The sequence below is a fragment of the Marinobacter nanhaiticus D15-8W genome (assembly GCF_036511935.1).
GTDB lineage: Bacteria > Pseudomonadota > Gammaproteobacteria > Pseudomonadales > Oleiphilaceae > Marinobacter_A > Marinobacter_A nanhaiticus.
In genome coordinates, this window is the sequence record NZ_AP028878.1 from 1,839,434 (window position 1) to 1,860,266 (window position 20,833).

20 protein-coding genes are annotated in these 20,833 nt (G+C 59.1%); 13 read left to right on the forward strand and 7 right to left on the reverse strand.

Annotated features, from left to right (window positions below):
- Nucleotides 1-124: 124 nt before the first annotated feature.
- From RE428_RS08280 to RE428_RS08330, 11 genes are all read left to right on the forward strand, one after another.
- The gene (locus RE428_RS08280; protein ID WP_004581527.1) at nt 125-1,681 is read left to right on the forward strand and encodes a bifunctional ADP-dependent NAD(P)H-hydrate dehydratase/NAD(P)H-hydrate epimerase; all 1,557 of its coding nucleotides are present in this window, start codon (nt 125-127) and stop codon (nt 1,679-1,681) included.
- 125 nt (nt 1,682-1,806) lie between these two features.
- Nucleotides 1,807-2,343: a tRNA (adenosine(37)-N6)-threonylcarbamoyltransferase complex ATPase subunit type 1 TsaE gene (tsaE, locus tag RE428_RS08285; protein ID WP_004581528.1), complete on the forward strand. Its 537-nt coding sequence runs from the start codon at nt 1,807-1,809 to the stop codon at nt 2,341-2,343.
- Nucleotides 2,333-3,691, forward strand: coding sequence for an N-acetylmuramoyl-L-alanine amidase (locus RE428_RS08290; RefSeq protein WP_004581529.1), 1,359 nt, complete (start codon nt 2,333-2,335; stop codon nt 3,689-3,691). The genes tsaE and RE428_RS08290 overlap by 11 nt, the downstream gene beginning before the upstream one ends.
- Before the next feature lie 160 nt (nt 3,692-3,851).
- Nucleotides 3,852-5,750, forward strand: a complete 1,899-nt coding sequence (mutL, locus tag RE428_RS08295; protein ID WP_004581530.1) for a DNA mismatch repair endonuclease MutL — start codon at nt 3,852-3,854, stop codon at nt 5,748-5,750.
- Between the two features lie 3 nt (nt 5,751-5,753).
- Nucleotides 5,754-6,767, forward strand: coding sequence for a tRNA (adenosine(37)-N6)-dimethylallyltransferase MiaA (gene miaA / locus RE428_RS08300; RefSeq protein WP_004581531.1), 1,014 nt, complete (start codon nt 5,754-5,756; stop codon nt 6,765-6,767).
- 187 nt (nt 6,768-6,954) lie between these two features.
- On the forward strand, nt 6,955-7,206 hold the full coding sequence (gene hfq, locus RE428_RS08305; protein ID WP_004581532.1) for an RNA chaperone Hfq: 252 nt from the start codon (nt 6,955-6,957) through the stop codon (nt 7,204-7,206).
- Between the two features lie 142 nt (nt 7,207-7,348).
- The gene (gene hflX, locus RE428_RS08310) at nt 7,349-8,653 is read left to right on the forward strand and encodes a ribosome rescue GTPase HflX (protein WP_004581533.1); all 1,305 of its coding nucleotides are present in this window, start codon (nt 7,349-7,351) and stop codon (nt 8,651-8,653) included.
- Between the two features lie 105 nt (nt 8,654-8,758).
- Complete coding sequence (gene hflK, locus RE428_RS08315; protein ID WP_004581534.1) at nt 8,759-9,949, forward strand: FtsH protease activity modulator HflK; 1,191 nt, start codon at nt 8,759-8,761, stop codon at nt 9,947-9,949.
- A 2-nt stretch (nt 9,950-9,951) separates the two neighbouring features.
- Nucleotides 9,952-10,833 (forward strand): protease modulator HflC, encoded by an 882-nt coding sequence (hflC, locus tag RE428_RS08320; RefSeq protein ID WP_004581535.1) that lies wholly within the window; start codon nt 9,952-9,954, stop codon nt 10,831-10,833.
- Between the two features lie 243 nt (nt 10,834-11,076).
- A complete protein-coding gene (locus RE428_RS08325; RefSeq protein ID WP_004581536.1) occupies nt 11,077-12,264 on the forward strand; it encodes an ATP phosphoribosyltransferase regulatory subunit in 1,188 nt (395 codons plus the stop codon).
- 38 nt (nt 12,265-12,302) lie between these two features.
- Nucleotides 12,303-13,604 carry an adenylosuccinate synthase gene (locus tag RE428_RS08330; protein WP_004581537.1) on the forward strand — a complete coding sequence of 434 codons (1,302 nt, stop codon included), beginning with the start codon at nt 12,303-12,305 and terminating at the stop codon, nt 13,602-13,604.
- 212 nt (nt 13,605-13,816) lie between these two features.
- Here the strand turns inward: RE428_RS08330 and cmoB are convergent, their stop codons facing one another.
- The 6 genes from cmoB to RE428_RS08360 all read right to left on the reverse strand — a co-directional run bounded on the left by cmoB (nt 13,817) and on the right by RE428_RS08360 (nt 18,749).
- Nucleotides 13,817-14,803, reverse strand: coding sequence for a tRNA 5-methoxyuridine(34)/uridine 5-oxyacetic acid(34) synthase CmoB (cmoB, locus tag RE428_RS08335; RefSeq protein WP_004581538.1), 987 nt, complete (start codon nt 14,801-14,803; stop codon nt 13,817-13,819).
- A 76-nt stretch (nt 14,804-14,879) separates the two neighbouring features.
- Nucleotides 14,880-15,611: a carboxy-S-adenosyl-L-methionine synthase CmoA gene (gene cmoA, locus RE428_RS08340; protein ID WP_004581539.1), complete on the reverse strand. Its 732-nt coding sequence runs from the start codon at nt 15,609-15,611 to the stop codon at nt 14,880-14,882.
- A 48-nt stretch (nt 15,612-15,659) separates the two neighbouring features.
- Entirely contained in the window at nt 15,660-16,034 is a 375-nt protein-coding gene (locus tag RE428_RS08345) for a PA3694 family proteiin (protein WP_004581540.1), read from the reverse strand.
- Between the two features lie 45 nt (nt 16,035-16,079).
- Nucleotides 16,080-17,105 (reverse strand): serine/threonine protein kinase, encoded by a 1,026-nt coding sequence (locus RE428_RS08350; RefSeq protein WP_004581541.1) that lies wholly within the window; start codon nt 17,103-17,105, stop codon nt 16,080-16,082.
- A gap of 117 nt (nt 17,106-17,222) precedes the next feature.
- The gene (locus tag RE428_RS08355) at nt 17,223-17,645 is read right to left on the reverse strand and encodes a hypothetical protein (protein ID WP_004581542.1); all 423 of its coding nucleotides are present in this window, start codon (nt 17,643-17,645) and stop codon (nt 17,223-17,225) included.
- Between the two features lie 180 nt (nt 17,646-17,825).
- Nucleotides 17,826-18,749 carry a DMT family transporter gene (locus RE428_RS08360; RefSeq protein ID WP_004581543.1) on the reverse strand — a complete coding sequence of 308 codons (924 nt, stop codon included), beginning with the start codon at nt 18,747-18,749 and terminating at the stop codon, nt 17,826-17,828.
- Between the two features lie 219 nt (nt 18,750-18,968).
- On the opposite strand from RE428_RS08360, the gene RE428_RS24420 reads away from it, so the two are divergent.
- Nucleotides 18,969-19,373, forward strand: a complete 405-nt coding sequence (locus tag RE428_RS24420; protein WP_421930570.1) for an FAD-dependent oxidoreductase — start codon at nt 18,969-18,971, stop codon at nt 19,371-19,373.
- The gene (locus RE428_RS08365; protein WP_421930571.1) at nt 19,331-20,083 is read left to right on the forward strand and encodes an NAD(P)/FAD-dependent oxidoreductase; all 753 of its coding nucleotides are present in this window, start codon (nt 19,331-19,333) and stop codon (nt 20,081-20,083) included. The genes RE428_RS24420 and RE428_RS08365 overlap by 43 nt, the downstream gene beginning before the upstream one ends.
- Before the next feature lie 17 nt (nt 20,084-20,100).
- Here RE428_RS08365 and RE428_RS08370 read toward each other — a convergent pair whose 3' ends face one another.
- Entirely contained in the window at nt 20,101-20,790 is a 690-nt protein-coding gene (locus RE428_RS08370) for a ComF family protein (RefSeq protein ID WP_081614650.1), read from the reverse strand.
- Nucleotides 20,791-20,833 lie beyond the last annotated feature (43 nt).

Genomic DNA, 20,833 nt, shown 5'->3' on the forward strand with positions numbered 1-20,833 from the left:
ACAGGCATCTGGCCGAATGAGTTCAACCGGATTCTGTTTTTTCAGGGAGGCTGCAACGCTCTGTTTGCCAGGGAATGCAAGCCATCAGGTGATTCACAGACCGATTAAGGTGATTCACAGACCGATGAGTGCTGCTGAAAGTTCCAGTTTACCAGAGAGCCTGTACGCTGCGGATGGGGTACAGGCTCTTGATCGATGTGCGATTGAGGAATTCGGGGTACCCGGGTTCGAATTGATGCAACGGGCGGCCCGATCAGGCTTCAGGCAATTGATGAGGCACTGGCCTGACGCCAAGTCCGTGCTGGTACTGTGTGGCGCCGGTAATAATGGCGGCGATGGATACCTGGTGGCCTCTGCGGCATGCCGGCAGGCCCTGCAGGTCCGCTGTCTGGCTATTGCCGATCCAGGTAAACTCAAGGGTGATGCGCTTAAGGCCCATGATGCTGCGCGTGATACGGGTCTGCATGTCGAGGCGTTCGAGGCACTGGGCGAGGGTGAGCTTGAGAATGCCCTGAGCGAGGCTGACGTCGTTGTCGATGCGATGCTGGGAACGGGCATCACTGGTGCCTTGCGATCACCTTTTGATCAGGTGGTCGCCAGGCTGAATGCCAGTGGCTGTCCTGTCCTGTCGATTGACGTGCCTTCGGGTTTGAACGCATCCACCGGCTGGATCGAAAGTGATGCCGTCAAGGCGGGTGCAACAGTAACGTTTATAGGATTGAAAGCCGGTTTGATGACCGGCAAGGGTCCGGATGTTGCCGGTGACGTTCTGTTCGATGACCTGGGGGTGCCCGAAGACATCTATCAGCGGGTCGATCCGGTCGCCGGTCGTGTGGATTGGAATCGCGTGGCGCCTAATTTGCCGCTACGACGGCGTGGGGCGCACAAGGGCGATTGCGGGCATCTGCTGGTGGTGGCCGGTGAGAGGGGGTTTGGCGGTGCAGCCTTGCTGGCTGCCGAAGCGGCCGCCCGAACCGGCGCGGGTCTGGTGACACTGGCCACCCGTCCGGAGCATGTGAGTCCGGCGTTGGTCCGCTGCCCGAGCCTGCTGGTGCACGGTCTGACCCATGGCAATGAGCTGGATGCGCTGCTTGAGGCCGCCGACGGGGTGGTTTTCGGTCCCGGAGCCGGCCAGGGTGCATGGGGCCAGCAGATGTTACAGCGAATCATGGCGTTTGACGGCCCGGTCTTGATGGACGCCGATGGTCTGAATATGCTTTCGTCTCGAGCGCCGGGCGTGCACAGCAATTGGATTTTGACGCCGCATCCGGGGGAGGCTGCCCGCCTACTGGGTGTCGAAAACAAGGTGGTTAATAGCGACCGCCTCGAGGCGGTGCGGCAGCTGCAGCAACGCTACGGTGGCGTCATATTGCTCAAAGGCGCGGGCACTCTGGTCTATGCGGACGATATGATCGCGCCTGTAGTGGTGCAGGGTGGCAACCCGGGCATGGCCGCCGGCGGCATGGGTGACGTGCTCTCCGGGATAATCGGCGCGCTGGCGGTCCAGGGCTTGGTGCCCTCGCAAGCCGCAGTGATCGGCGCCAGCCTCCATGCGGAGGCTGCGGACCGTGCAGCACTGGACAAAGGGTTCATGGGGCTGTTGCCCATGGACGTTACCGACCGTGTGCCGCAGGTGTTGGGTGAGGCTGAGGGCGTGCTAATCCCCCTCGGCTTCCGCTAGTCAGTGGATGCCTGAGTCGGCAAGCGTATCAGCTCGCATCGCAAGGTAAGTCTCAGCGAGCATAGAAGAACAGAGAGAATGGGTGGTCGTGGTTGGCAGAGAGAGTCGAGGCGGAGCGCGCTGCCGTGAATAATTCAGAGTTGGAAGTTCATTTGCCGGACGAGTCTTCGACCGAGCAGCTGGGTGCGCTGGTCGTGCAGGCCGTGAGAAGTATCGGCGACGGTTGCGTGCTCCATCTGATCGGCGATTTGGGCGCCGGTAAAACGACGTTTAGCAGGGGATTCATTCGGAGCCTCGGCCATGCGGGGGCCGTCAAGAGTCCGACCTATACCCTCGTCGAACCTTACGAGGAACTGCAGCCGCCGGTTTACCACTTCGATCTCTATCGTTTGGGCGATCCGGAAGAGCTCGAGTTCATGGGTATTCGGGACTACCTCGAGACGGGGGCCGTATGTTTGATCGAATGGCCCGAGCGTGGTGTCGGTGTGTTACCACAGGCCGATTGCGCCATCAGTCTGACTATGGCTGAGCCGGGGCGCCAGGCCCGTTTGGACGCAGCTACCGCCACGGGTCAGCAGTTGCTAGACACACTACGAAAAAATTTGAAAAAAGGCTGGATTACCCTGTCACGGGACGAAAGGATCTGGAACGATGGGCAGTAATATGAATATGTCGGTGGCTCGGGTTTTCCTGGCGCTGATGTCGGTGCTGTTGATGGCCGCTGGCGTACGGGCGGATACGGCGCTCAACAGCGCGCGCCTCTGGCCCGCGCCCGATCACACCCGGTTGGTCCTCGATATGGGCGATTCCGTGGAACATTCGATCTTTGCGCTGAAGAATCCGGATCGTTTGGTTATCGATATCGAAAATACCAAGCTTAGCGCTAATCTGGACGGGCTGGATCTGTCTGGCAGCCCGATTCGCCGTATTCGGAGTGCGCCTCGCAACGGTGATGACCTACGGGTCGTGCTGGATCTAAAGTCCGAAATCAAGCCGCGCAGCTTTCAGCTTGAGCCGAACGAACAGTATGGTCATCGCCTCGTGCTGGACCTGATCGATGAAGACGGTCTGCGTCGTAACGAGGCCAGCCAGCCTGTCCTCAGCGATAACCATGATGGCAAGCGTGACGTTATTGTAGTCATCGACGCCGGTCATGGTGGCGAGGATCCCGGTGCCACCGGTCCGAGTGGTACTCGTGAGAAGGATGTGGTGCTGAAACTGGCCCGCAAGCTGAAGGCGGTGGTGGACTCCAAGCCTGGTTATAAGGCCCGCCTGACACGCAACGGCGATTACTACATTGGTTTGCGTGAGCGAACCCTGCTGGCCCGCAAGCAAAATGCCGACCTCTTTATATCGGTCCACGCCGACGCTTTCCGCACGTCCAAGCCTAGAGGGGCTTCGGTGTTTGCCCTGTCGCAGCGTGGTGCGACCAGCGAGACAGCGCGCTGGCTGGCGCGCAATGAAAACAGTTCAGACCTGATCGGAGGGGTCGGCGGTGTCTCCCTCGGGGACAAGAACGAGGTGCTGGCGGGTGTGCTGCTGGACCTTTCCATGACGGCGAGTATCAATGCCAGTGTAGGCGTTGGCGATTACGTCCTGCGCAACCTCGGTCAGGTGGCGCGACTGCACAAATCCGGTGTGGAGCAAGCGGCGTTCGTGGTGCTCAAATCGCCGGATATTCCTTCGATCCTGGTCGAAGCAGGATTTATCTCCAACCCCCAGGAAGAGAAGAATCTCCAATCCTCGGCCTACCAAGGCAAGCTTGCGAATGCCATTTGGGAAGGCATTTCCGCGTACTTCAACGATACGCCGCCTCCTGGCACGCTGTTGGCGTGGAAGAAGCGCAACGGGCAGGACAACAGTGTTGCCTCCTACCGTATCCAGAGAGGCGATACGCTATCTGACCTTGCGCGCCGTTATTCCACGACCGTTCGTCGCATCAAGGAAATCAATAACCTGAGTAGCGACCAGGTCGTGATTGGCCAGACTATCGCTGTCCCTACGTCCTAAACGGCCGGTTTTATATCCGCTTCGTGCGATCTGGGTCGAATGTGTCAAATTGACCTGAGACCCGGTCGCGGTCTCTGTTAGTATATTGCGCAAATCCTTCAGGGTACTTCGCAAAGCATCATTTTGCGCAGACTCACCGACAGAGGCGCTGTAGACACCCATGCCTGCCATTCGACTGCTGAGCCCCAGACTTGCCAACCAGATTGCTGCCGGCGAAGTGGTCGAGCGGCCGGCCTCTGTGGTCAAGGAATTGGTCGAAAACGCGCTGGACGCGCAGGCAGACCGGGTTGAAATCGAGATCGAGCAGGGCGGGGTGAAGCTGATTCGGGTGCGAGACACCGGTACCGGTATCGCCGAAGATGATTTGCCGCTGGCGCTTAGCCGTCATGCCACGAGCAAGATCATGGATCTGGACGATCTCGAAGCGGTTGCCTCGCTGGGTTTTCGTGGGGAGGCGCTGGCCAGTATCAGTTCTGTTTCCCGGCTGGCGCTGACATCTCGTACCGAAGGGTGCGATGCCGCCAGTCGTGTCGAGGTGGAAGGTCGTGATATGGATGCGCGTTTGTCGCCGGCCGCCCACCCGGTGGGTACCACTGTGGAGGTGCGCGACCTGTTCTTCAATACCCCTGCCCGCCGCAAGTTCCTCCGGACCGAGAAAACCGAGTTCGGCCATATCGAAGAATGTGTGCGGCGCCAGGCCCTGGCCCGATTCGAGACCGGTTTCACCCTGCGCCATAACCAGCGCGCCGTGCAGAGTTTGCGTCCTGCCATGACGCCGCTGGACCGGGAGCGGCGTATCGGGTCCTTATGCGGCCAGCAGTTTATCGACAACGCCGTGGTTATTGACGCGGAAGCCTCCGGCTTGCGCCTGTGGGGGTGGGTAGCGTTGCCGACGTTCTCACGTAGCCAGGCGGATCTGCAGTACTTTTTCGTCAATAGTCGGGTGATCCGGGATCGCCTGGTAGCCCATGCAGTACGTCAGGCCTATCGGGATGTGCTTTACAACAACCGGCATCCCGCATTCGTGCTCTACCTCGAGCTGGATCCGGCCAACGTGGATGTCAACGTCCATCCGACCAAGCACGAAGTTCGCTTCCGTGATGGCCGTCTGGTGCATGACTTCATCTTTCGAACGCTGCATCGGGCGTTGGGAGAGGTGAAACCCCAGGACCATATGCACGGTGCGGTTGCCCAGTCCCTGACTCGCGAGGCCGGTTACGGGCAGTCTCAGCCGCCTGGAGGCTTGAATGGAAGCGATGGTGGAGCTTCCTCCCGGTCAGCCTATGTCCCGGAACGGCCGATAGCCTGGCAGGCCCAGGACCAGATGGCGTTCTACCAGTCGCTGAATAGTGGTGGTGGCACCCAGCAGGCGGCGACGGCTCCCTTGGAACATGCAGAACTTGGCGTAGCGGAAGCGCCTGTTGGTGCGTCCATGCCCCAGGTGATGCCAACACCGCCGCAGACCGGTGATGAGGAGCCGCCACTCGGGTACGCGATTGCCCAGCTACATGGCATCTATATCCTGGCGCAGTCCCGCCAGGGCATGATCGTGGTGGATATGCACGCGGCCCATGAGCGAATTACCTACGAGCGCATGAAAATCGCGTTGGAGGCGCAGGATCTTAAAAGCCAACCGTTGCTCGTGCCGGTAACACTGGCGGTTAGCCAGCGTGAAGCCAGTGTTGCCGAGACTCATGCAGAGGAATTGCATGCGCTGGGCTTGCAGATCGAACGCATGGGGCCGGAGACCCTGGTGGTACGCCAGATCCCCGCATTGCTGCGTGGCGCGGATACGGAACAGTTGGTGCGGGATGTCGTGTCGGATCTCGTCGAGCATGGCCAGTCGGATCGGGTTCGGGCGGTCACCAACGAGTTGCTCGGCACCATGGCCTGTCATGGATCTGTCCGCGCCAACCGCCAACTGACGATCCCGGAAATGAATACCCTGCTACGCGACATGGAAGCCACGGAGCGCAGCGGCCAATGCAACCACGGCCGACCGACCTGGACGCTGGTAACTCTGGGGGAGTTGGATAAACTCTTCCTGCGCGGGCGCTAGCCCATGGCAGAAGCTCGCGAGCTACCGCCAGCCCTCTTCCTGATGGGGCCGACCGCGGCGGGCAAGACTGATCTTGCGATTGATCTGTGCGAACAGTTGCCATGCGACATCGTCAGTGTCGACTCAGCCATGATCTATCGCGGCATGGATATCGGGACGGCAAAACCGTCTCTCGGGGAACTTTCCCGGGCACCGCACCGTCTTATCGATATCTGTGATCCGGCCGAGACTTATTCAGCCGCCGATTTTCGTCGGGATGCCCTGGGAGAAATGGCCGAGATTACCGGCCGGGGCAGGATACCGCTGCTTGTTGGCGGAACCATGATGTACTTCAAGGCGCTGTTGCATGGTCTGGCGGATATGCCTGGCGCGGACCAGGCCTTGCGTGCCGAGTTGGAAGCCAGGGCTGCTGAGGAAGGCTGGTCTGCACTCCATGCTGAGCTTGAGCGTCGTGACCCCGCGGCTGCGGCGGCGATACATCCGAACAACCGGCAGCGCGTGCTCAGGGCCCTTGAGGTGGTCATCCTCTCAGGCAAACCTATCTCAGAGGCCTGGGCGGCCCAGTCACCCAAAGTTGACCCGGGTGACGTGGATTACCCGTATTTAACGCGTTGGCAGGCAGACGCTCCCGGGGGGCTTCCGTATAATGTGGTGCAGTTGGCGGTAGCGCCTGACAATCGTTCGGTACTGCATGAGCGAATCCGGTTGCGATTCGGCAAGATGCTGGATCAGGGATTTGTCGAGGAAGTCCGAGCCCTGCATGCGCGGGGTGACTTGCATCCTGGATTGCCGTCGGTTCGCTGTGTAGGGTATCGACAGGCCTGGTCCTGGCTGGATGGGGAAATGGACTACCCAACTTTCGTGGAAAAGGGCGTGGCAGCCACACGCCAATTGGCCAAGCGCCAGTTGACGTGGCTGCGGAAATGGAACGATTTGCACTGGATCAACGGCGATTCAGCAAGTTCTTTGACACGCGCCTTGAAAATCATCGAATCTCGCACCACATTGATTAGGTAGCCGTGGGTTATCGTGGCCCGGGTTATATTGCGCCGGTCTTGAAGAGTGGCCGGTACCTTACCGTTCAGGTTTGAAATGAAGCGTGCTGAATCTCAGACCTGTTCAGGATTGCCTCTGCCGGGCCCCCAGCAGCAGTGATCCGCTTTCTACCAGACGATCTGCGATTAAAAAAACAGGAGAAAATAACATGTCAAAAGGGCACTCTTTACAAGACCCTTACCTCAATGCACTGCGCAAGGAACGCATTCCGGTGTCCATCTTCCTGGTTAACGGGATCAAGCTGCAGGGACAGATCGAATCCTTCGATCAGTTCGTGATCCTGTTGAAGAACACAGTGAGCCAGATGGTTTACAAGCATGCCATTTCGACGGTTGTGCCTGCCCGCAATGTCCGAATTCCGCAGCAAAATGCAGTTGGTGAGGGCGAAGGCGAAGCCTGAGTTCTCCCAGGCGGCTGATTTGATGGTCCGGTTTATTCCATGACTCCGGCCGCCTGTCACTCTAGCCATCCGTTTGTCGGAACAGGCCGTTGGGTCTGTTCTGACGACATCCACCCCCTGTTATTCCCGGAGAGAATGCTCCTTGTTTGAGCGTCCTGATGTCGGTGAACGAGCGGTTATCGTTCATATCGATTTTTCTTCCCACAACGAATCCGAAGATCTTGGTGAATTCGTAGAACTTGTCCGCTCGGCGGGTGTCGAAGCGGTCGATGAGGTCACCGGATCGCGTAACCAGCCTAGCTCGCGCCTGTTTGTCGGCGAGGGCAAGCTGGAGGAAATCCGTGCGGCCGTCCAGGTGAACGAAGCGGATGTGGTGCTTTTCAACCATTCCCTTTCGCCCAGTCAGGAGCGGAACCTGGAGCGTGAGCTCAAGTGTCGTGTGCTGGACCGTACGGGCGTCATCCTGGATATCTTTGCCCAGCGTGCCCGGACTCATGAAGGTAAGCTGCAGGTGGAGCTGGCTCAGCTCGAACACATGTCGACGCGCCTGATACGCGGCTGGACACACCTGGAGCGGCAAAAGGGCGGTATCGGTCTGCGCGGGCCGGGTGAAACCCAGCTCGAGACGGACCGGCGCCTGTTGCGTGGCCGAATCAAGGCAATTCACCGCCGGCTGGACAAGGTTCGTCGACAGCGGGACCAGGGCCGGCGCGCCCGTAAGCGCGCGGATATTCCCACCGTATCGTTGGTGGGGTATACCAACGCCGGAAAGTCGACGCTGTTCAATCATATAACCACAGCTTCGGTTTATGCCGCGGACCAGTTGTTCGCGACGCTTGACCCGACACTGCGTCGGTTGGACTTGCCTGACATCGGGCCGGTTGTGATGGCCGACACTGTCGGATTTATCCGTCACCTGCCGCACAAGCTGGTCGAGGCCTTCCGGGCAACCCTGGAAGAGACGACCGAAGCGTCGCTATTGCTGCACGTGATTGACTGTGCGGATGAGCGTCGCGACGAGAATATCGAGCAGGTGGAGGACGTACTGCTGGAAATAGGCGCTCACGAGGTGCCTGTGCTGCAGGTCTACAACAAGATTGACCTGCTCGAGGACTTTCAGCCTCGGGTCGATCGCAACGAGGATGGGCTGCCGGTGCGGGTCTGGGTTTCAGCCATGACCGGTGCCGGCATCCAGATGCTGTTCGATGCTGTGGTCGAGCGTTTGGCCGAGGATGTGCTCCAGCTTTCTGTGTTGCTAGGCCCTCATGACGGCAAGCTTCGCGCCTTGCTGCACGAGGCTGGCAGCGTGATCGACGAGGCTTATCTGGATAATGGTGATGCGCAGGTCGAAGTGCGCCTGCAGTCGAGGGATTGGCATCAACTTCTCAGTAAGGCCGGTATGCGTGCCGACCAGGTTCGCTACGCGGAAAACGCAGGCCTGAAGTGAGTGCGCTGAAGTACGAGGCTGCTTTAGCGGGTTCAGGGCTTGTCCACGGGCGCCTTAATCCATAGTATTTGCAGCCATTCGATGAGTTTGCGAACGGAGAGAATTATGGCCTGGAATGAACCGGGTGGTAACCGGAACGACAATGATCCCTGGGGTAACGGGGGGCGTCGTGGCAACGATCAGGGACCACCCGATCTGGATGAGGCGCTGCGTAAGGGTCTCGACAAGCTGAACCAGATGCTGGGCGGCAAGAAAAAAGGGGGCGGTGGCACCGGCGGCTCCGGAGGCGGTCAATCGAGTGGTGGCTTCGGCGCCGTGCTGGCGATTATCGGCATCCTCTTTCTGGGCTACGTTATCTACCAGTCTTTCTACACCGTCGATGAGCAGGAGCGTGCGGTCGTCCTGCGCTTCGGCAAGTATCACACTACCGAGAATCCGGGCTTGCGCTTCAAAGTGCCCATCATCGATAGCGTAACCAAGGTTCGGGTGACCAACGTTCGTAACGCTGAATCCCAGGGACAGATGTTGACCCAGGATGAAAACCTGGTGTCGGTGGACCTGCAGGTCCAGTACCGGGTCGGCAATGCGCGGGATTACGTGATCAACGTGCGCGACTCCAACCAGGCCCTGGCATTTGCCACAGACAGTGCGTTGCGTCACGAGGTAGGCAGTTCCAAGCTGGACCAGGTGTTGACCGAAGGTCGGGCGGCGCTGGCGATCAACGTGGAACAGCGGTTGCAGAACTTCCTTGAGCAGTATGGCACCGGCCTCCAGATCGTGCAGGTCAACGTGGAAAGCACACAGCCGCCTTCGGAAGTTCAGGAAGCCTTCCGCGAAGTCCAGCGCGCAAAGGAAGACGAGCAGCGTCTGGTGGAGGAAGCGGAGACCTATCGCAACAAGATCGTGCCTGAGGCACGTGGTCGCGCACAGCGCATGCTCGAGGAAGCCAATGCCTACAAGGAAGAGGTCATCGAGAAGGCGCGTGGTGAAACCGCCCGTTTTGTTGAACTGCTCAACGTCTATCGCGATGCACCGCAGGTAACTCGCGACCGCATGTACCTGGATACGATGCAGAACGTCTTCTCCAGCACGAGCAAGGTGCTGGTCAATACGGAGAGCAGCAATAACATGATGTATCTGCCGCTCGACCGACTGATGCAGCAGAGGGATACCACCACCACGGGAACCAATGCGACGGATACGTCGGGTTCGGGGACTGATGTGCAGGCCCTGACTGATCAGGTCATGGACGAGATTCGTCTGCGGAGCAACTCAAGTGTGCGGAGGGGGCGTTAATCATGAGTCCTAAAGCTGTACTGGGCCTGGCCGGCGCCCTTATCGTCGTACTGATCGTGTCGTCCAGTGTGTACATTATTCCTGAAACCCATCGTGGCGTGCTGCTCCGGTTCGGTGAATTGATCCAGACCGATATCGAAGCGGGTCTTCACTTCAAGGTACCGGTAATCGACCAGGTGAGGGAGTTCGATGTTCGTGTACTGACCAACGACCTCCCGGCCCGTCAGTATCTTACGATCGAGAAGAAGCCGCTTGACGTGGATTCCTACATCGCTTGGCGGATCCAGGACGTGGATCAATTCTATCGGGCTACCGGCGGGGACGAGCTGCGGGCCATTTCACTCCTGCAATCGCGGGTTGATACCGGGCTGCGTAATGAATTTGGTGTTCGCACCATGCATGAAGTGGTTTCCGGCCAGCGTGACGAGCTGATGGAGCAACTGGTGGCTCGCATCGATGAGACAGTTGTCAACGAACTCGGGGTCAAGGTGCTGGATATCCGCGTCAAGGCCATTGAGCTGCCCCAGTCGGTAAGCGAGAACGTTTATCGTCGGATGCGTACCGAGCGTGAGAAGCTGGCGCAGGAATTCCGCTCCCGCGGTCGCGAGTTGGCCGAAGGCATTCGAGCCGATGCGGATCGCCAGCGGACGGTCGTACTGGCAGAGGCCTTTGCGACTGCGGAAGAAACCCGGGGTGAGGGCGATGGCCAGGCTGCCCGCATCTATGCCGATGCATACTCGGCGGACGAAGAGTTCTATCGTTTTTATCGCAGCCTGACCGCGTATGGCCAGACGTTCTCCAACAAGGGCGATATCCTGGTGATCGACTCTGATAGCGACTTCATGCGCTACTTTGGCGACCTTCAGGGGCAGGCGCGTAACTGATTGCCTGCGCTTGACCGCGCCCTTTAGCGGGGTTTGAAATAAACCGGAGCGCATAGCCGTGCTCCGGTTTTTTTGTGCGCGCCAAATGTGTAGAATTGCCGGGTTTTGTGATCCCTTTCTAGGATCCGTCAGCGCTTTCCGGTGCGCTGCCTGTCTGTTTCCCCAGTCGGGCGTATTTGACGCACCAGCCTAAATTCTGAAGCCTGCGACCAGTGGGCAAAAAGAACGGACTTAACGCGACTCATGACTGCATCCGACCGCTGGTTATTGCCTGATGGTGTGGAGGATATCCTGCCGCCTCTGGCGGGGAAAATCGAATCCCTGCGCCGTGAGATAATGGATACCTACCAGCGCTGGGGCTACCAGCTGGTAATCCCGCCCCTTATCGAGTACCTCGAATCCCTGTTGACTGGCACCGGCAACGACTTGGCCTTGCAGACGTTTAAGCTTACCGACCAGTTGACGGGGCGCATGATGGGCGTGCGTGCGGATATGACGCCGCAAGCGGCACGTATCGATGCCCATACCCTACGGCAGGACAGCGTGACTCGCCTGTGTTATGCCGGTCATGTCTTGCATACCCGTCCGCAGCATATGCTGACGGGGCGCACGCCGATCCAGGCCGGTTGCGAGCTTTTCGGAAGCGCTTCGGCGCTGGCGGATCAGGAGGTGATCCGCCTTATGCTGGAAACCCTGCGCATCGCCGGCATCCCGAGGATCCACCTGGATCTGGCTCACGTGGCCATCTACCAGTCGTTGATGTCCGAAGCTGATCTGGACAGTCAGACGGAGGCGGAAATCTTCGACGCCATGCGGCGTAAATCCATTCCCGAGCTCGACACTGTGCTGGGCAATAGTCCGCAGGGTAGTCCCGCAGCTCGCTTGCGTGCACTTGCCAGGCTCAGTGGTGGTGTCGAAGTGCTCGACGAGGCGCGGCAAGTGCTGGCAGGTGCCTCGCCTCAAGCCCTGAAGGCTCTGGATGACTTGACGTCAGTGGCCTCGGTCATGGCCGAAGCATTCCCGGATGTGGATCTTGGCTTCGATTTCTGCGAATTGCGTGGTTACAACTATCACACCGGCCTAGTGTTCGCCGCGTACGCGCCTGGGCATGGTCAGGCTGTCGCCCAGGGTGGGCGCTATGACGCTATCGGTCGGGATTTCGGCCGTCCGCGTCCGGCGACAGGTTTCAGTGCCGATGTGCGTGCGCTGGTCGCACTGGGCGAGCGACAGGTGCCGGCGCGCGACGGTGCTATCTGGGCACCGGTCAGCGACGACGCGTCATTGCACGCGATGATCGCCGACCTGCGCAAAACCGACACGGTATTACAGGCGTTGCCGGATGATTCCTCCACGACGCCGGCGGCGCGAGGCTGCACGCGGCAATTGGTAAAACGGGACGGCCAGTGGGTCGTCGAGTCATTAAACGGATAAAGGCGTCCGGGCCAGACGGGCGGGATTGAGAGAAAATCATGGGTAAGAACGTCGTCGTACTCGGCACCCAATGGGGTGATGAAGGCAAGGGCAAGATTGTTGATCTGCTCACGGACCAGGTGGCAGCTGTAGCCCGCTTCCAGGGCGGTCATAACGCGGGCCACACGCTGGTTATCGAAGGCAAGAAGACCGCACTGCACCTGATTCCCTCAGGCATCCTGCGCGAGCATGTCACTTGCCTGATCGGCAACGGCGTCGTGCTGTCCCCCGAGGCGCTGCTGAAGGAAGTACGCCAACTGGAAGACAGCGGCGTCGCGGTTCGCGAGCGCCTGCGCATCAGTCAGGCATGCCCGCTGATCCTGCCCACGCACGTACGTATCGACCTGGCCCGGGAAAAGGCCCGTGGCAACGACAAGATCGGTACGACAGGCCGTGGTATCGGTCCGGCATACGAAGACAAGGTGTCCCGCCGAGGCTTGCGCCTGGGGGATCTGTATAACGTCGAGACCTTCGAAACCAAACTCCGGGACATCATGAAGTTCCATAACTTCGTGCTGACCGAGTATTTTGGCGAGGACGCCGTGGATGTGGACCAGGCCCTCGAAGACCTGCTGACCATGGCCAAGGAAATCCTTCCCATGGCGGCGGATGTTACCGGCATCCTCCACGACCTGCGCAAGAAAGGCGAACACATCCTGTTCGAAGGCGCCCAGGGCTCATTGCTGGATATCGACTTGGGGACCTATCCCTACGTCACTTCGTCCAACACCACGGCCGGCGGTACGGCGACTGGCAGCGGTTTCGGACCGTTGTTCCTGGATTACGTGCTGGGCATTACCAAGGCCTACACTACCCGCGTGGGCTCCGGGCCTTTCCCGACTGAGCTGTTTGATGATTTTGGTCGCCACTTGGCGCAAAAGGGTAACGAATTCGGAACTACCACGGGCCGCGCCCGCCGCTGCGGCTGGTTTGACGCCGTGGCGCTGCGCCATGCGATCCAGATCAACAGTGTCTCCGGCATCTGCCTGACCAAGCTGGATGTGCTCGATGGTCTGGAAACCGTGAAGGTCTGCGTGGGCTACAAGACGCCGAATGGCGAACTCCAGCGTCCGCCGATCGGTTGTGACAACTATGGCGATATCGAGCCAGTTTACGAAGAGTTGCCGGGTTGGAGCGAGAGTACCGTCGGCCTGACGAGCATGGACCAGTTACCAAAGAATGCGCTGGCCTACATCCGCTTCCTGGAAGAGCAGATCGAAGCGCCAATCGACATCATCTCCACCGGTCCGGACCGGGTCGAGACGGTTGTGCTGCGCCATCCATTCGGTGAGAACGTCTGATCGCGCTGATAGTCCGATTATGGGGCAGCCCTGCGGGCTGCTCCGAAGCTGAAGCGTCGGCTACATTTCACGTAATACTCGGGTTTGTAGCAGATGCTTTAGCTTCTGAGGCGCCGAAAGGCGCCCCTCTTTCAGTGATATCTCTCGCGATGCAGTCTGTAGCGTCCTTTCATGCATATTGTCTGCGTTAAAGCATTTGACGTACCTGCCAGTCACCCCTTATCCGCAATAATCGTAGCCCGCTTGGGTCCGGGATAACCCTCGATGGTCTTGGTTGGATCATTTGGATCGAGGAAGTCTTCCAGCGACTGGAAGCGCATCCAGTCCGTCGAGCGCTGCTCCTCCGCTGTGGTTACGGTGACATCGACGACCCGGGCGTTCCTGAAGCCAGTGCGGTCCAGCCAGCGCATCAGCGTATCGCAACTGGGGAGGAACCAAACGTTGCGCATCATGCCGTAACGGTCTTCCGGCATCAGGCTGTAACCCTCCGGCCCATCGACAACCAGGGTTTCAAGAACCAATTCCCCACCGTCGCGTAATGTATCCCGCAGCTCCAGCAGGTGATCCAGCGGCGAGCGCCGGTGGTAGAGTACGCCCATGGAAAATGTGGTGTCGAAGTACTCCAGCTTGGGCGGCAGGTCCTCCAGGCGCGCGGGGATCATATGAATGTGAGGTGCGTCCACGAAATCCTTCACGCTGAAGAACTGCATCAGGAAGAGCAGGCCCGGATCCACTCCAATAACGTCGCTGGCGCCGGCGCCCGCCATGCGCCATAAGTGATAGCCTGAGCCACAGCCCACATCCAGTACCCGGCGACCTGTCAGGTCGCTGATATAAGGCGAGATTCGATCCCATTTCAGATCCGAGCGCCACTCGGTGTCGATCTCGATGCCAAAGAACGAGAAAGGGCCTTTTCGCCAAGGCATGAGGCCTCGCAGGCCGGTTTCCAGCTCCCGATGCTGACCTTCCGTCAACGGTTTCGGTGTGGTCAGTGTAACCGCTGGTGCGTTGAAGTCGGTTTCCACTTCATGCAGTACTGGCAGTTCCGATAGCGCATCGTTCCAGCGCTCCAGGTCGCCATGAGGGCGGGTTTCGAATTGCCGGTAAAGCTGGTCCCAGATATGGTCCGCCCATTGGAGCTGGTCGTTGGACTCAAGGTCGGTAAAGAGGGGCTGAAAGCGTTGTTTCCAGTCAAACACGTACGGTCTCCCTACAGTATTGTGCCGTCAAGTCCTGGCAGTAGTGTCGTCAGTCCCCGGTGGCCGCAGCACGCCGTCAGCCTTTGACGGCGAGCAGTGATACGAAGTTGAAGCATTGATACCACAGCGTAACCTGCCGGAATCCGGCTGCGAGCAGGCGTTCACGGTGCGTGGCGAGGCTTTCGGGAATCAGCACCTGTTCCAGTGCAGAACGCTTCTGGCTGATTTCCAGATCGGAATAACCGTTGGCCCGCTTGAAATCGTGATGCAGTTCAGTCTGGATGGATTGCTCCCAATCCTCCTCGAAGCGAATCTTCTCCGATAGGATAAGGGCGCCGCCGGGCAGCGTGGCCCTGGCAATCCGCTCTAGCAGCTCCGGCCGGCGCTCGGGTTCGACAAACTGCAGCGTGAAGTTAAGGGTGCTGACCGAGGCCTTCTCAAGTTCGCTGTCCAGGATATCCTCGCATCGCAATTCTACAGGGGCGGGATGGTCGTCGAGCGCGATGAAGTGCTGACAGCGTTCGATCATATCGCTTGAGTTATCGATGCCGATAATGCGACAGCGCCGGTCGCCCACTCCGTGGCGCATGGCCAGGGTGGAAGCTCCGAGGGAGCAGCCGAGATCATAGCAATGGCTATCATCCCGGGCGAAGCGTTCGGTGATGACACCAATCATCGGAATAATGGTGGTGTAGCCCGGCACCGAGCGACGGATCATATCCGGAAAGACCCGCGCCACTGCGGCGTCAAAACGAAAATCGCCACCTGCCGAGGTCGTTGCCGTATAGATGCGGTCTGTCTCGAACATTGGGTTGGCGTCTATAGGGGCTTTGCTCATGCTTTTCTCGAAGGGCTTCTACTCGTTGGTTTGCTCTGGACTGTCTTTGTTCGGGGTGCCGGAATCGGTCGACGCTTGAGGTCCAGCGAAGCAACGGATACCGCGATTCTTATAGTCAACCAATACACCGGTAAGCGTGCTGTCAGTGTCTGAACCGATAGCCAGGTAACCGCGGTAGCACTCGGCGTGCAGTTCCGAGGGCTTGGGCGACATACGGTAGTCCTCTCGCGGGCCGACGTATACAGCGCGGAACTCTCCCACCGGCACCTCGGCCTTGTCTTCAGTGTGTACGATGCGTCCGGTGGATTCGAGCACCAGAACCGTTACGACAACCGTCAGGAAAAAAGTGAGTAGCAGGGCTCTGACGCTGTAGCGGTTTTCGGTGTTGCTCATGGTCGGCTATGTCCATTCCAGTTAGGTTGTTCGGGGTAGATCGGGTCAGTATTGACCCAACAGACTAATCGGGGGTGCCTGCAACGCAGCCAATTGTTCCCGTAGGGCCAGGATATGATCTGACCAGAAGCGTGCCTGGGCGAACCAAGGAAAAAACTTGGGAAAAGCGGGGTCGTCCCAGCGTCGGGCGAGCCAGGCTGCGTGGCTGACCTGACGGTAGCAGCGTAGCGGCTCAATCAGAAAGCGCTCACGCCGATTGAATTCGCGGAACGTCTCATAACCCTCAAGCAGCTCGCTGAACTGCAGTGCCTGTTCATGTTCGTCACCGTTGAGCAGCAGCCACAGATCCTGTATGGCCGGGCCCTGACGGCAGTCGTCGAGGTCCACGAACAGCATCTGTTCGTCCCGTACCAGGATGTTTCCGGCATGGCAGTCGCCATGGATGCGTAAGGTATCTACAGGACCGGCATCGTCGATTCGGGCACGGCAATGGCTGATCAGCTCCGGTACCAGCGAATCCCAGGCCGGGCGCAAATCGTTTGGTATCAGGCCGCTTTGGGCGAGGAAACGGGTGTCGGCTTCCAGGCCGGTAATGAGGTCCAGCGCCGGGCGTTCGTGGAATGGTTTGTTGGCGCCGATATTATGCAGTTGGCCCAGCCACTGGCCTAGACGCCAAAGCATATCCTGCTCGCTGGTGTCGGGCGCCTGGCCCCCACGTTGAGGGAAAACGGCGATGTAGAAACCTTGGTGCTCAAAGATGGAATCGCCGTTCGCCAGTTTCATCGGCGCGACGACCGGCACTTCCGCGTCTTCCAGTTCGTGCGAGAAAGCATGTTCTTCGGCGATCTGGGCGCGATTCCACCGACCTGGGCGATAGAACTTGGCGATGACGGAGGGGCTGTCCTCGATGCCCACCTGGTAGACGCGGTTCTCGTAGCTGTTGAGGGGAAATATCCGGCCATTGATGACGAACCCGGCCGCTTCCATAGCGTCCAGCAGGACGTCGGGCGTCAGTGCGTCATAGGGATGTCCGTTGGGCTGGCCGATTTCTGGCATTCCGGTATCTGACATAAAGCTCCGCCGTCCAGGAGCTGCTCGGACGCTCCTAAAAAGTTCAGGTGGCGCAATATACCACAGGCGCGGGGTGTGCCTCAGCCTCCGCACCTATGTCCTGTCCGCTCTGACAGCTTACCGGAGAACGGAATTCCGTTCTTTCATGTGCTTGAGGTGATACCAGTTCTCGTCCAACTCCCAGCGGATGCGGTCGATACGGTTGTCCTCGAGAATCAGGTTCGCCGCGTGGGCCTGCAGGTGGGCGAATTCCCGTTCTGCCCGCTGCCAGTCCCGGTGATTCTCGTTGAGGGAGCGCATGCCCGGGAAAAGGGTCTGCAGGGCTTCCTGGGTGGTAACCTCGTAGGAGCGGGGTGAGCTCATGATGGCGGTGTCGCCATCCACCCGCAACACGCGGAAGAGATAGGGATAGCCGTTGAGCTTGGGATCGGACTGGAGACGGTCATTCAGGGAGATCACTTCTACCCCTCGCCAGCCCAGCCACCCAACAAAAATAGCGGCGACCAGCATGACGATCAGAAACTGCTTGCGATCAGACATCTAGGTTTTCCGTAGCATTCCATGCTTTCTGTAGGTACATCAGTGAGCCGCAGTATAGCGAGTTTATGTGCCCGTGCGAACGTTATAGGTTAATGGACGCCCACAGGGACCTATTTCGCCAGCGGTCCGGTTTTTAGAGAGCGGTGCTCTTAGTCAGACGCTCACAAGAATAACACGTCGTTACGGTGCTACCCGTTCCGTTGTAACGGGTACTTTTGCTTGGCGCGAAGATGCGATGAGCCCCGCAAGCACCAGCCCCCCGCCCGCAGCGTGATAGGCCTCGATCGATTCGCCGAGTACGGGGACAGCAATCAGCGCCGCAAACACCGGGATCAGGTAAGCGAAAAGCCCCGTCGTGCCGGGACCCAGGGTTTTCACCCCGTTGTTCCAGAGAAAATAAGCAGCCACGCTAGGCAGGGTGCCCACGTAGAGCAGCGCAGCCATGTTCGGCATGCTCATGGCGAAGCTGCCTTCGTTCTGCAGCTCCCAAAGGTAAAACGGGAGGATCATCGGTGTGCCCAGGGTAATGAGGAGGCACAGTAGAGGGAACAGTGGAATATCCAGCGGCCAGCGTTTGAGTAGCACTGAGTAGAGCGCCCAACTGCTGATCGAGAGGACCATCAACAGGTCGCCGGGATTGAAGTTCACATCAAGCAGCGTGTTGATGCTGCCCCGGGTCAGGATCACCAGAACGCCGCAGAAGGCCAGGATCAGGCCGGTTATCTGCAGGCGACCGGGAATGATGCGGAGGATCAGCGCCGAAAGCAGCACGATCATTAGCGGCATGGTAGAACTCACCAGTGCGATATTGATGGCCCCCGTACTCTGGGCGGCGAGGTAGAGGATGGTGTTGTAGGCGCCCACGCTGAAGAAGGCCAGGCCGATGACTTCGAGCCAGTGCTCGCGGAGAATGGTCTGGTAGCGAATGACGGCTTTAATGGTGAAGGGGAGCAGGTAAATCGTCGGAATCAGCCAGCGCCAGAAAGACAGTGCGAATGGAGGAATGGACTCGGATGTCCCTCGTGCAACCAACGCATTACCCGCCCAGAACAGGGTCGTCAGTACCAGGCCAGCCATGGCCAACTGTCGTGAAGATGCACTCACACACGCCTCCTTCGCTATCCTTACTCATGGACCTTCTGAAAAAATCGTTCTGCTTCGCCGTGCCTTGCTTTGCAGACAGAGTTGGCTTTTTGAAGAGTCCTCAGCCGTCCCTCGAATGGGGGCGGCTAATGATAGCATTGCACTTCAGTGACTTCCGACTGGATAAGTGCTTAGGTCAACTCAACGGCATCCAAATCCACTAAAGGCCCTTAAGCAACCATGACACTAGAACGCTATGAAACCGATGCAGTTGTAATTGGTGCCGGTGTCATTGGCCTAGCATGTGCAAGGGCGCTTGCCCGCGCTGGCCAATCCGTCTTCGTTTTGGAGGCGGGTGCCCATTGGGGGGAGGGAACATCCTCGCGCAACAGCGAGGTGATCCATGCCGGACTCTATTACCCACCTGAGTCGCTCAAGGCCCGTTTATGTATCTCGGGGCGCGAGTTCCTCTATGACTATTGCGAGCAACGCGATATTCCCCATCGTCGGACCGGGAAATGGATTATCGCCACCGCCGACGAGCAGGGGGCTGTGCTCCAGGGGATTGCGGGACGGGCGAGGGATTGCGGTGTTCCGCTGGAATGGGGGATCACCGACGGCTTTCCCGCGCCTTGCCGGATGTGACCGCCTTCGCGGGTTTGTTTTCACCAACAACCGGTATTGTCGACAGCCATGGCCTGATGCTGGGACTGCTGACTGACGTAGAAGGTGAGGGCGGTATGCTGATCTGCCGTGCACCGGTGGAGTCCGTTGACAGCAGTGCGATGCCCGCAAAGCACATTGTGACCGTAGGTGGCGAGTCTCCTTGCGAACTGGTTGCCAGCCGCGTCGTCAACGCGGCCGGGCTCGAAGCGATCGCACTACTACGGCGGTGGAAGGGCTATCCGGAGAGCGCCAGGCCGGCCCAGTATTTCGCTCGGGGCGTCTACTTCAGTTACTCCGGAAAGCACCCGTTCGATACGCTCGTCTATCCTGTACCGGAACCGGGTGGTCTCGGCATTCATCTCACCCTGGATTTGGCCGGTCAGGCGCGGTTTGGACCGGATGTGGAGTGGATCGACCGGGTGGATTACAGTGTCGACCCTGCGCGCCGGGAAGCTTTTGTTGCCTCGATCAGACGCTGGTGGCAAGGGTTGGATGCTGACCGGCTGCAGCCTGCTTATGCTGGTATCCGGCCCAAGCTCGGCGACGCCAGTGCCGGTTTTCAGGATTTCCTGGTGCAGGATGAGGAAGCCCATCGATTGCCGGGCGTCGTTCACCTGCTCGGAATCGAGTCTCCCGGACTCACAGCGAGCCTGGCCCTGGCTCGATACGTGGCTGACAAGCTCGCCTGACCTTTTGGGCGTTCTTTTTACAGGTCGTCGAGGGGTATTCTGGGTGTTCGGGCGAGCGCCCAAATCTCGACAGTGCGCGCTCCCGCTTTCTTCAGCTTCTTGGCGAGCTCCTCCGCGGTGGCACCGGTAGTGACGACGTCGTCGACGACAGCCACGTGTTCGGGGATCGGCCCTGACACCCCAAACGCACCTTTCAGGTTAACCAGCCGCTGTCGCCGGGTGAGGCCGGATTGGGTATCGCTTAGCTTTCGACGTTGCACGAGGTGGCTGATCACCGGCACATCAAGTTCGTCGGCCAGCCACAACGCGATTTCCTCTGCCTGGTTAAAGCCTCGCGCCCGTTCACGGGAGGGATGCATGGGGACCGGAATGAGGCACTCGGGCCGGCCATCGCCTGAAGCCGCGATTTCCCGGGCAAGCAGTCCGGCGAGCGGTTTACCGAAGGCTCGCTGTTTACCGTATTTGAACTGGCTGATCAGGCTGTTAACCGGGAAGCTGTAGAGCCAGGGCGCTACGACCCGGTCGAACGCCGGCGGTTGACTGATGCAGGGGCCGCAGAGTACCCCAAGCGGATCGGCGATTGACGACGTTAGCGGTAGGGCGCACCTGGCGCAGGCTGCGTCATTTCTGGGAAGATCCGCGCCGCAAGCGCCACAGAGTCCATCGTTTTGCGTCGGGGTGAGGCAGCCAACGCAGAGGTGAGTCATGCTGGGTGAGATGTTAACCTTTAGTTTGATGAAGGTTGACAGT